At 47.8% G+C, this 11462-nt stretch carries 13 protein-coding genes; 5 read left to right on the top strand and 8 right to left on the bottom strand.

What is annotated here, in order from left to right; genetic code table 11:
• Positions 1-19 precede the first annotated feature (19 nt).
• A complete protein-coding gene (locus NBE99_RS02100; RefSeq protein ID WP_305879885.1) occupies positions 20-445 on the top strand; it encodes a hypothetical protein in 426 nt (141 codons plus the stop codon).
• A gap of 14 nt (positions 446-459) precedes the next feature.
• Here the strand turns inward: NBE99_RS02100 and NBE99_RS02095 are convergent, their stop codons facing one another.
• The 3 genes from NBE99_RS02095 to NBE99_RS02085 form a co-directional block, all read right to left on the bottom strand.
• Positions 460-969, bottom strand: coding sequence for a hypothetical protein (locus NBE99_RS02095; RefSeq protein WP_250682867.1), 510 nt, complete (start codon positions 967-969; stop codon positions 460-462).
• Positions 970-1622: 653 nt separating this feature from the next.
• Complete coding sequence (locus NBE99_RS02090) at positions 1623-3305, bottom strand: phosphatidylglycerol lysyltransferase domain-containing protein (RefSeq protein ID WP_250682866.1); 1683 nt, start codon at positions 3303-3305, stop codon at positions 1623-1625.
• A 35-nt stretch (positions 3306-3340) separates the two neighbouring features.
• Positions 3341-4261, bottom strand: a complete 921-nt coding sequence (locus tag NBE99_RS02085) for an esterase family protein (RefSeq protein WP_250682865.1) — start codon at positions 4259-4261, stop codon at positions 3341-3343.
• A 436-nt stretch (positions 4262-4697) separates the two neighbouring features.
• On the opposite strand from NBE99_RS02085, the gene NBE99_RS02080 reads away from it, so the two are divergent.
• Positions 4698-5126, top strand: coding sequence for a PepSY domain-containing protein (locus NBE99_RS02080; RefSeq protein WP_250682864.1), 429 nt, complete (start codon positions 4698-4700; stop codon positions 5124-5126).
• Between the two features lie 100 nt (positions 5127-5226).
• Here the strand turns inward: NBE99_RS02080 and NBE99_RS13225 are convergent, their stop codons facing one another.
• Positions 5227-5349, bottom strand: a complete 123-nt coding sequence (locus NBE99_RS13225) for a hypothetical protein (protein ID WP_256468065.1) — start codon at positions 5347-5349, stop codon at positions 5227-5229.
• Positions 5350-5370: 21 nt separating this feature from the next.
• Complete coding sequence (locus tag NBE99_RS02075; protein WP_250682863.1) at positions 5371-5859, bottom strand: HEAT repeat domain-containing protein; 489 nt, start codon at positions 5857-5859, stop codon at positions 5371-5373.
• 247 nt (positions 5860-6106) lie between these two features.
• Here NBE99_RS02075 and NBE99_RS02070 point away from each other — a divergent pair, with 247 nt between their 5' ends.
• Positions 6107-6739 carry a MarC family protein gene (locus NBE99_RS02070; protein ID WP_250682862.1) on the top strand — a complete coding sequence of 211 codons (633 nt, stop codon included), beginning with the start codon at positions 6107-6109 and terminating at the stop codon, positions 6737-6739.
• Here NBE99_RS02070 and NBE99_RS02065 read toward each other — a convergent pair.
• Positions 6736-7983 (bottom strand): cell wall metabolism sensor histidine kinase WalK, encoded by a 1248-nt coding sequence (locus tag NBE99_RS02065; RefSeq protein ID WP_250682861.1) that lies wholly within the window; start codon positions 7981-7983, stop codon positions 6736-6738. The two genes, NBE99_RS02070 and NBE99_RS02065, sit on opposite strands and share 4 nt — an antisense overlap.
• Entirely contained in the window at positions 7976-8656 is a 681-nt protein-coding gene (locus tag NBE99_RS02060) for a response regulator transcription factor (RefSeq protein WP_250682860.1), read from the bottom strand. The genes NBE99_RS02065 and NBE99_RS02060 overlap by 8 nt, the downstream gene beginning before the upstream one ends.
• A gap of 68 nt (positions 8657-8724) precedes the next feature.
• Here NBE99_RS02060 and NBE99_RS02055 point away from each other — a divergent pair, with 68 nt between their 5' ends.
• A complete protein-coding gene (locus NBE99_RS02055; RefSeq protein ID WP_250682859.1) occupies positions 8725-9147 on the top strand; it encodes a gamma-glutamylcyclotransferase in 423 nt (140 codons plus the stop codon).
• On the opposite strand, the gene aspS is transcribed toward NBE99_RS02055, so the two are convergent.
• Complete coding sequence (gene aspS / locus NBE99_RS02050) at positions 9144-10955, bottom strand: aspartate--tRNA ligase (protein WP_250682858.1); 1812 nt, start codon at positions 10953-10955, stop codon at positions 9144-9146. The two genes, NBE99_RS02055 and aspS, sit on opposite strands and share 4 nt — an antisense overlap.
• Before the next feature lie 258 nt (positions 10956-11213).
• Here aspS and NBE99_RS02045 point away from each other — a divergent pair, with 258 nt between their 5' ends.
• Positions 11214-11453 (top strand): hypothetical protein, encoded by a 240-nt coding sequence (locus NBE99_RS02045; RefSeq protein WP_250682857.1) that lies wholly within the window; start codon positions 11214-11216, stop codon positions 11451-11453.
• Positions 11454-11462: the final 9 nt, after the last annotated feature.

Raw genomic sequence — 11462 nt, 5'->3', positions numbered from 1 at the left:
CAAAGGTGTTGCGGAGAGAATGACGGTGAATGCAGCAGAGCAGGCAGTGACGGTGCAAATGGCCAGCAAATTGGGGGCGATCGTCCACCTCTTTAGGCAGTGCAATCCGGATCTGCGGGCAGACCTGCATCCTTGGGCGGATGACCCCCACACCCGTAACTTGGTGGATCCCGATTCGATTGACATTGGCTTTCACCTACCCGGCTGGAGTCGCCGCTGGCAAGCCCGCAGTTTGCTCCTGCAAATCCGCCTCTATGGCGATCCAGACTCTCCCCAACGCCGTGCCATTGGTCTAGACATCGTGGGGTTTAGCTATATGAGTGAGCAGTGGCGGTTCAGTAGTATTGGTCAGGGGGTTTTTAGTGGCAACAATCTGCCCAGCGAAGATCTGCAAAACCAACTGCGGGTCATTAGCCATGAGATCATTGCCCTATTGAACACTTGATTTTGGCTATTGGATCAATCGTCAAAGACCTCCTCGACCACCTCGTAAACGTATTCTCCAGCCGTACGCACAACACCCACCCCCACGATTGCCGACAACAGGAGGGCTAGCCCTACTAACCACTTCTCCCTGAGGAAATGCCAACCCTCTTTTAGGGAAAAGCGATGTGTTGGCGTCAGTGGCTCTAAAATTTCCAAGGCAACTGGATGCTGCAAATACTCTTGGATGCGTTCTAGTTCACCAATGTATAGACGGCGATGTTGGCGATCGAAGAGCAATCCGTGTCGGGGCACCCGTTCTCCTGCCGTTAGTTGATAGGACAACAGGCGGGGTTGTATCTCTGGATGTTGGCAAAATAATTGCCATCCTTGCAGATTTGCTGTGCCCACTGTCTGGCCATCAGTGTAGCAGGGATGCCCCAGTTGTGGCTCCCAATACAGGCCCAGCCAACGGGATTGCGCAGGCAGCGCCAAGGCGCGTTCAAACTGTGCTGGTACTAGAATCGGCAAAAGGTCTAAAGTCATCCGCCTATTCCTCCACAGATTTATTTGAAAACGTTTTCGAGTTGATGCTCAGCTTGGAATAAAACTCTAGTGCCCAGTAGTCCTAGGAGGGCAGTTGTGATCAAAATTGGCTTTTTCATTGGGGGATGCTTCCAATACCTCAGCCTTACTTTAGAGATCAACTGTCAAAAACTCTGCAAGAAAGCTCAGTTGCGACCCTTTTCTGGAAGAGGGATCACTCCAGAGGATTTCTCATATCTTGACGATTTCTTGACAATTCTCCCCTACCTTGAAGGTTGGCTCTACAACAGAGCATCAAAGTCAGGTTCAACGGAGTTAAAACAACGATGAAAAAGTTAATCAAGGCAACCCTTACCTTGGGCTTGCTCTCAGCAGTGGCAACCACTGGTGCAGCAATGGCTGCTCCCTTAAGCCCTCTATCCCAAATGCCAAGCAACTCAAAACCCACTCAGGGTACCATGACTACCCAACACACAAAGCCAACCAATGATCACTCAATCCAAACCCACAAAAATAAAACTAAAACCAAAGAAACCCAAAAGCACCACACTCAATCTCCTCCAAAACCAATGACAAACACAACTAAGTAAATTCGTCCTAACTCATTGCTCCTCGCAGGGGACTCGAGGGGATTTCTCCCTCGCCCCTTTTTGCTAGCATCCTAATCTCAAATAATCTAGGAGGCGATCGCCGGAATCCGCTCGTACCAAGCCAACAACAACATCGGGGAGTGCACTCCAGCTAGGATAGATAAGGTAGCGTGGCTCCCAAGTGGGATTAAATTTCTGCTTGAACCGATGTAACCCTTGGAAATTATAAAACTGGTTTAAGTGCTTCGATAAATAACACAGTGCTTTTTCAACACGGCGAGAGTGAACAGACTCTCCTACTCCTGCTAAAGGAGCCAGACTAAAGCTAAACCCTTCCCAATGAGGCTTAAGTAACTCGAAGGTAGAAACAAATAGGAATTCCATTGCGCCATTCGGTAGATCACTACGATAGCGCATGAGGTCAACAGTGACCTCTGATTTATGATAGCCAAATATCATACTAATAAACGCAACTGCTTCTCCCTCGGCACTATACAGCACACTAATCATGGACCTTTGTAAATAATCTAAATCAAACCAGCCAACGGAAAACGACTTTTCAGCACCTTTTTTATTTTTTAACCACTCATCACTGATGGCTCTGATTTCTTTAAAGAGACGACTTGGAATAGGTGGCTCATACACCAAAACTTCATAATTCATTTTTCTAAATTTATTAATTGCAGTGCGCAGACTCTGATTTGACTTTCCTTTCAGAGAAAAATTTTTTAGATTTAGGATAGCCTCTTCACCAATTTGTAAGCAATCAAATCCTAAGGAGAAATACAGTTCTAAATAATTGGGAAGAACTTCATAAAACGCAGGAAACCAGTCATTCAATTCACAAAACTTTTGAAAGCCCATAATAGTTTCTACTCGGTCTTCAACAGGACCAATCGGGTCACCTAAGGCAATTGCCGCTCGTCCTTTGGCAACATAGCCCACTACACTTTTTCTGGAGGGACTAAAGTAATAAGCCTTATCCTTTAGCAAACACAGTCGGGCTAAGGAAGTTTCTCCATACTCGTCAATGATTCGTTTTGCTGCTTCTCGTTCAGTAGGAGTTGCAGGTTCTTTGCGTAGTAGCACTGGGCGCAGCATCATAAACAGTGCAAAGGTGAGGGTAAATGCCCCTACGATATAGATAGAATTTGCAAAGAAACTTGCATATCGTCCTTGGGGTTCCAAACCTGCATTATCCTCTGTAAAGAACATTGCAAATGTTTGTATAATTGCCCCAGTTAAGTTGAAGTTAATCACCTCTCCATTGATCTTAAAATGTCCATCTAAAAAATAAAATCCAAGGGTTCCGTAGGCTAAGGTAAATAGTAGTGCCACAATCAAGACCACTACTCCCTGTCGTAGAGAAGGGGAGTCTGAGCGTGCTGTAAATAGCGATCGCATGCTTAATAGTTGAATGAGTAATAAACCTGCTAAAACTGCTTCCTCGTAATCTAATCCCTTAATGAGGTTACTAACGATTGAAATAACAAGTAAGCCAACCGTAATTAACCAAGCAATACGTTTGCGTCTCAACAAGCTATTAGACAGTAGTAAGAGTATAAAACCACTAATTGCCGCAAATAGATGCCCACTTGCACGAATAGGAAAAGGAAAAACTTCCCTCAGGATATGGATACGTTCTGGTAGGCTTGGTGTAACCGCAGAAACCAGATTAGTAATTCCTACTATTGCTGTAAAGATAGCCGTAATCCAAAGCTGAAGTCTCATACGAGCCAAAATCATAGTGAATACTCCTCATCAATAGATTGATAGACTACTTAGTGAGTTGGGCTACTTGCCTTTAAGACTTGTTGAAAATGGTGGCCAACATAGGATAAGGAATCAAATAAATGTTTATGCCAGTAATTCCAGCCAATATCTGCACCAAAAAGACCATGGCCGCCCGGAAAGGTGTGGTACTCATGATCAACCCCTAATTTCTGAAGCTCTTGATGAAAATTTTTCGTTGAAACCAAGAAAATACCATCACTCAAGCCAGCATCTAAGTAGATATGAAGCTGCTGTCGCTCTGATTTTGGTATTTGTTTGATATAAATCAAGGGGCTATTGTTGACACCACTTTTATCTGTAAAGTAACCACTGTGGCTAAATAAAATCTTAAATTGATTGCGATGGTGTAAGCCAATATTAAGTGCTCCCCAACCGCCTGAGGATAGACCACCAATTGCCCACAGCTTGGGATCATCGACCGTGCGGTAACGGGACTTAATAACTTGAACAAGCTCTTGGCCAATTAATGTATCTATCTTGCCATTTTCCCCATCATAATACTGGGGATCCCAAAAAGGACTACTGCCCCGGCGATCGTTGCCATCTGGTGTCACTACAATTGAGGGGGGTAAGCGCTTTGTTTCATATAATTTATACAGAACTGTTGTCAAAGCAGCCTTTTTATCATAATCATAATCATTCCCATGACCACCGTGCAGTAGAAAAATCACGGGATAGCGCTCTTGTACATTTTGATAGTAGCCATAGGGTAAGATAATGCCATATTTACGCTCGGTTCCCATCGCTGGGCTGAAAAAGCTTTGCACCTCAAAGGATAAACCTGTGTTGCTGGCTACCGACGGCGCATCAAGTTGTGGCGCTCCCGCAATAAATACATACCAGTAGCTGCCAACAAAAAGAATACCCAAACAACCTAAAGCTGTTACTAAACGCTGATAATTTCTCATAACTGGTTAGAGTGATGGAATCATTTGTATTTGTAGACTTCTCCTGAAATATGGAGTACTTAAGGTTTATGTGACCTGTTCTACAAAAATTTGACTGTATTTGAGTGTATTGCATCTTCGCAAAAAGGTCTCTACTTGATTATCAATAGAAAAGCAAACAAATGTCAAGAACTCGTTAATACAGCCATTTTCTAAAATCTAGATCATACAAAGCAAATGCAACTCTCTTTTATAGAAGCTTTCACAGTTTTGAGTATATTCTATCTATGTGAAAAAAGCTTTGTCTAAACATAAGTTTTCAGTTAATTGTAAATGAACGAATCATCTTGACGCTTTCTTGACGATAGTACCTTACTTTAAGGATAGCTCCCTAAGGGGACAGTCGAATTTACTGGAGACAAGAGCTATGAAGACCTTCACTAGGACAATACTCGCTTTGGGACTACTTGGAACGGTGGCTATTGGTGGTGGGGCAATGGCATTCAAGCCACAACGACACATTAGTTATGCTCTCGCAGCACAAACGGATCAAAAGGGTGGGTATGACGAGAGCGATCGCTACGAAGCGAAAAATACGGCTGAGGAAATGCAAGACGAAGCCCAATACCGTAGCCTTGCTAAAATTAGTCCCCAACAAGCTCAGCAAATCGCAGAAGCCGCTCAAGGCCAGAAGGCGATACGGGTTGCCCTAGGGGCAGAAAACGGTAGCTTGGTTTATGAAGTGCGCTTTCCCAATGCTGAAGTCAAGGTGGATGCCGGTAATGGGCATATCCTCAAAACGGAGCTAGCGGGTCAAGAGGAAAATGACCTCCATGAAGCCCCCTTGGGTGGCAGTATCCAAGTGCCCAATTCTGATCGTCCATAGCAATAATGGTAACCATCCTTATGGTTCTCTAAATTTTACTGAAATTGCCAAGCTGTCTAGGGTAGATTAACAGGCACAAATATCTACCCTAATTTTTTGCCTAAGGATGGGTTTGTGGTGAAAAGAGTTCTGGATGGGTCATTTTCACGATTTGGCGAAGACTGGGAAGTCGGCGCGCAAAACTAAGGGCGATCGCCATACTGCGCAGACCACTAATAGTCACTTCAAGGGGAACGCCAATCCATTAGAAATATGTTTCATGGGTGACTTGAGTTAGAGTGGCCGCCGCTTCTTCACGAATGACTCGGGCAGGATGATCCAATAACATTTGCAAGGCTGTGGTTTTCTCAGGAGAGTCAGGTAGCTTTCTTAGGGCTCGGACAATTTCCATGGCTTGCCAAACGTCAATGGAGTAGGTTAGAGCACATTCAGCAAGGGGAATGGCTGCTTTGGGATTACCACGATTGCCAAGGGTAATAATTGAACCCATGCGTGCTTCAGAGTTGGGATGCTTCAGGGCATTGATCAGTCGATCTTCATAGGAGGGATGCTCCTGTTCCCACTGGTGAATGTTGACACCACATACAGGACAGATTAAGTCGTTCGCAGCAATCTCCGCAAAACATGCTGGACAAAAATAGGCGTGATCCATCTTTTTACCCCCCAAAGGATACTCCCAATATACGCCCAATTCCAAAAGTGAGACCAGTTGAATGTGCTGTCGGCTGATCATGTGTCACACCAAGCCTGTTAGACTCAAACATAAGATAGTTACATCTTCCGGAGCATTGAAACCCTTCTTTGGCTCCACGGGTGAGTCCGTCATTAACTTCTGTTCGTACCACTGACTACAGTCCTGATATTAGCAATATGGAATCCGTAAAGGGGATGTCATACTGTCTCATAGGGGCTTTCGCAGTTTTGAGCTTGTTCCATATGTAAAAAGGGTTGTATGTAGCTTCAATTGAGCAGTACCAATTATGGTCAACACCCTCTTTTCTTTCATGTTTGGCATATTGACAGCTCTCTTTCCCATTGCAAATCCAATTGGAGCCATTCCTATTTTCTATAGTTTGACTGCTAAAAATACTGCGAAATATCGCCTGCGACAAGCACGAAAAATTACCTTTAATGTTTTTGCTGTCTTAACAATTTTTTTCTTAGTGGGCAAGTTTATTCTCAGCTTTTTTGGAATTTCCCTAGCAGTGGTGCGAATTGCTGGTGGATTAATTGTGGCTCATACAGCTTGGCAGATGGTTACTCCTCAACCGCGTCTTAGCAATCAAGAGCAACTGGAGGCAGTGGACAAAGAGGATATTTCCTTTACACCTATGGCAATGCCCATCATTAGTGGGCCGGGGGCGATTGGTATTGTAATTGGTTTTTCAACCCGCTGCCATCAATGGCCAGAGTATCTTGGTTGTGTTCTGGGAATTACCCTGTTTAGCTTTATCACCTACTTTTGCTTAATTCTAGGGGAGCCTTTGATTAAGGGCTTAGGAACAACAGGCATAGGGGCACTGAATCGGATTTTGGGCTTTTTGATTTTAGCGATCGCTGTACAGCTCATTGCGGATGGGGTGATCACCTTTATCAAATATCAAATAAGTTAATGACTGAGGGGAAGCCTGACGGTAAATGAGGTTCCCTGACCCACTTGACTCTTGACATCAATGCTGCCGCCATGGCTCTGAACAACTGCTTGGACAATGGATAGGCCTAACCCTGCTCCCCCATCCACATAGTGACGGGAGGGATCTGCTCGCCAAAAGCGCTCAAAAATTTTACTGAGGTGCTCAGGCGCAATACCAATGCCCGTATCAGCGATAGTCACTTGAATATAGTGCATGAGCCGCTTGGCAGTCACACTCACTTTGCCCCCTTCAGAAGTGTAGCGCAGCGCATTTTGTAAAAGGTTGGTGAAAGCCCGTATGAGGGCCGCTTCGTCGCCCCGCAGCAGTAGTTGAGGATCGGTACTAAACTCTAGGCTAATTTGCTGTTGCTGTGCCTGTGGTTTATAGAGTTGAATTAATTGTGCCAAGGTCTCTGAGAGGTTGATCGTCCGCATGGTCATTGGCTGTTGACGATCAGTTCTTGCCAGAATCAACAAGTCGTCAATGAGGCGGGTCATTTGATCTGTGGCACTGGCGATCGCCCCTAGGACTTCTCGATCCTCTGGTCGCATTCCTTCATCGTACTTGAGGGCGACTTCAGTATTACTGGAAATGGCCATCAGGGGACTGCGGAGCTCATGGGAGGCATCGGCCGTAAACTGTCGCAACCGCTCAAAACTTGCTTCAATAGGCTGCATGGCTTGGCGATTGAGCCACAGACTACCAACAGCACTGAGGAGGATGCCTGTAATCACCCCGACAATGAGACCAGTATCGAATTGCCAAATAGTCTCATTAAATTCATCCAATTCTTGACTAATGCGGATGTAGCCAATGATTTCCTTGGTTTCCTCGCGCAAAATTGGCAGTGTGACTAACTGTAAGGGGGGATCATGGGTGTGAATAGCTACTGTAAGCTTTGGATTGAGTGGGATGTAGGGAAGTGCTTCGCCCTGTTGCTTGAGAAGTCGGCCGTGGGCATCAAACCATTCTAAGGTTTCTGCTTGCTTTTTTAGCTCATGGGGCAAACCGTGCTCCTCAATCTTGAGCTGACCATTCTCAATATCAACATTAGCAGCAGCGCCTTGGGCAACGGCAATGAGACGATTGGTGAGTTGCTCCCTGAGATTGTGAACAAAGACCATGCGGACAGCGATCGCAAAACCCCCAAGGACGACTGCAAACACGAGGAGATTAAAGAACAGTAAGCGGCGGCGAATATGGGTAAACATTGGGCTAGACATGGGGGGGCACAAAACGATAGCCAACACCATAGACCGTTTCAATCAGTTCTTGGGAGCAACCTGCTGCCTTGAGCTTATGCCGCAGATTGGTGATGTGGGTTTTGACGGTGCCTTCACCAGCCTCTTGGTCAAATGCCCAGAGTTTGTCTAGGAGGACTGTGCGACTAAAGACCTGCCCCGGATGCCGCAGAAAATGCTCTAGGAGTAGATATTCCTTGGGGGTAAGGGAGAGTACCGTTTGATCGTACGTCACCATCTGACTCGCCGGATCCAGTTGCAGTGCCCCGTAACACAGCACAGGGGGTTTCAGTTCACGACTGCGGCGTTGCAGTGCCCGAATCCGTGCCGCCAGTTCTTCCAACTTGAAGGGTTTGACAAGGTAATCATCAGCACCTGCATCTAGGCCAATGACTTTATCAGTGGTTGTATCCTTGGCCGTCAACATCAAAATCAGCGCCTGACAACCTACCGCCCGCAACCGTTGACAAAGGGTGATGCCATCTAGGCGGGGTAGCATTAAGTCCAGCAAAATGAGGTCATAGGCAGTTGCTTGGGCATAGTCCCAGCCACTCAGGCCATCCTCGGCAATATCAACAGTGTGGTGTTGATGTCGTAAATCCTTCGCCAAAGGTGCTGCAATGCGGGGATCATCTTCAACAATGAGAATTTTCATTGCTCTTGCCCTTGCTAAATTGACTAGGCTTAAATTGTATTGTGGATAAAATCAACCCTCATTGACGAGTGACAACCCTGCGCCTTTTTGTCTATGGCACTCTCAAGCCTGGCTATCAGCCCCATGATAAACTCTGTCGGCCATGGTTAAGTGCCCATCAACCGGCGCTGGTCAAGGGTCGCATTTATCACCTGCCAATGGGGTATCCCGGTATGACGGCAGAAGAGGGCTGGGTGCAGGGGGAGCTGCTCATCTTCAATGACTCCCCTGCGACTCTTTTGTCCCGTATCGATGCCTTTGAAGGCTACAGTCCCAGCTTGGCGCCCCACTTGAATGTCTACAATCGCCAAGAGGTGCCGGTGTATGACTTAAATCATCAACCCTTGGGCACAGCATGGGCTTACATCATGAGCACTGAATGGGTGCGGGAGGCCAACGGCGAATGGCTACCAGAGGGGGTGTGGAATCGGCCAACCGATCTGCGGGCTTAGGCATGTTTAGTTGTTTTGGCGGTTGTTTTAGCCGGTTTTGCGGGAGCTACATGGAGTTCCTTGAGTTGCTGTGGCTCAACACTGCTGGGGGCACCGGTGAGGAGACAACGCGCCTGCTGGGTTTTCGGAAAAGCAATGGTGTCGCGAATGGAGTCTTCGCCGGCAAGGAGCATGACTAAGCGATCCAAACCATAGGCAATGCCCCCGTGGGGCGGGGTACCAAATTCAAAGGCTTCTAAAAGAAAGCCAAATTTTTCTTGGGCAGCTGCTTCATCAATGCCGATAATTTCAAACACCTGCCGTTGCAATTCCGGTTGATAAATGCGCAGACTGCCGCCGCCCACTTCGTAGCCGTTGAAGATGAGATCGTAGGCTTGGGCACGGGCGGTTTTCAGATCCTCAAGGTCGTCAGGATGGGGGGCTGTAAAGGGATGGTGCAAGGCCTCAAGTCGCTTTTCCTCGGCATTCCATTCAAACATGGGGAAATCCACCACCCACAGCAGATGGGTTGCGGTCGGATCAATGAGATCAAATTCGCGGGCAATGGTCTGGCGCAGGCGATCAAGGGTTTTATTCACCGTTGCGGTATCCCCTGCTCCAAAGAGGAGGAGATGTCCCGGCGCAGCCCCCGTGCGCTCTAGAAGCGTGGCTTTTTGCTCTGGGGAGAGGTTGTCCTTAATGGCGCCAATCGTATCAATCTCGCTGTTGTCACGCACGCGAATGTAGGCTAAGCCCTTGGCACCGGCAGTGGTGGCCTCTTGGAATAGATCGCCGCCGGGTTTGATACGCACGTTGGAGATGCGATCGTTGCCGTTGGGAATGGGCAGGATTTTTACGATGCCCCCTTGGGCGATCGCCCCACTAAAGACTTTGAAACCGCAATCTTTGAGAATATCGGAAACATCCACCAGTTCGAGGCCGTAGCGAGTGTCGGGCTTGTCGGTACCGTAGCGATCCATGGCCGCTTGATAACTCAGGCGAGGAAAGGGGCGAGGCAGCTCAATGCCCTTCACGGTTTTGAAAATGTGACAAATCAGAGCTTCGTTGAGGTCAATAATTTCGTCTTGATTCATGAAGCTCATTTCCATGTCCAGTTGGGTAAATTCTGGCTGGCGATCGGCCCGCAAGTCTTCATCGCGAAAGCAGCGGGCAATTTGGTAGTAGCGATCGCACCCCGCCACCATCAACAACTGCTTGAACAACTGCGGGGATTGGGGCAGGGCAAACCATTCGCCAGGGTTAACGCGGCTGGGCACTAAATAATCGCGGGCACCCTCTGGGGTCGAGCGGGTGAGAATGGGAGTTTCCACCTCAATAAAGCCCGCCTCATCCTCTAGGAAACGTCGCATCGCTTGAACCACCCGATGGCGTAAGCGTAAATTCCGTGCCATTCGTTCCCGCCGCAGGTCGAGATAACGGTAGCGCAGCCGCACTTCTTCGCGGACTTGCTCATTCTCGGTGCTGGAGATGGCAAAGGGGAGTTGTTGGCGCACCGTATTGAGCACTTCGATGTGATCGGCATAGATTTCAATGTCCCCTGTGGCCAATTTCGGGTTGACAGAATCGGCAGGGCGCTTGCTGACGCGACCGACAATTTTGACCACATACTCGCTGCGCAGGCGATCCGCTTGAGCATAGGCGTCGGGGGTGCGCTGGGGGTCACTGACAATTTGGACAATGCCCGAGCGATCGCGCAGGTCAATAAAGATCACGCCGCCATGATCTCGCCGCCGATCCACCCAGCCGTAGAGGGTGACGGTCTTCCCTAGATCCGTTAGCCGAACATCGCCACAGTAGTGTGTGCGCATAGACCCCAGTAATTGAATTGATAGATTGGTAAAGCCTTATTATTTTAGCGGTTCACTGTCCTACCCTTGGGAACCCCTCCCCCTGAAGACCATGGTGGTGTGAGGGCTGAGCTTTGGAAATCGCGACAGAAGTTTACATAACTTCATGTGGATTCCCTAACTTTAGTTGCAGCTTCGGCAGATTCATCCCCAATCGTGAGGGGGCAACGTATGGTAGTAGATAGACAAATCTAAAGACAATCTTAAAGGAGGGCCAGCATGACCCCCTCTCTCCTTCGCCAATTCTGGCATTTTGTGGAACACGCACAAGTCGCACGACTGCTCAGTTTGGACGATCGCGCCCTACAGGGGTGGCTAGTGACCCAGTTTAGCCATGTCTATCCTTTAGAACACCACCAGCGCTCTCATCTAGAACGCTATATTTCCTCTCGCCTTTCCCTGATCCGTGAGGTGGTTAGCGATCGCGTTCCCCATGCCCTTGGCGATCGCCCCTCCTGACACTCGGTC

Source organism: Thermosynechococcus sp. HN-54 (assembly GCF_023650955.1).
In the GTDB taxonomy this organism is placed as follows: domain Bacteria; phylum Cyanobacteriota; class Cyanobacteriia; order Thermosynechococcales; family Thermosynechococcaceae; genus Thermosynechococcus.
The sequence above is the reverse complement of the archived record's forward strand: the minus strand, read 5'-3'. Positions and strand labels throughout refer to the sequence as shown.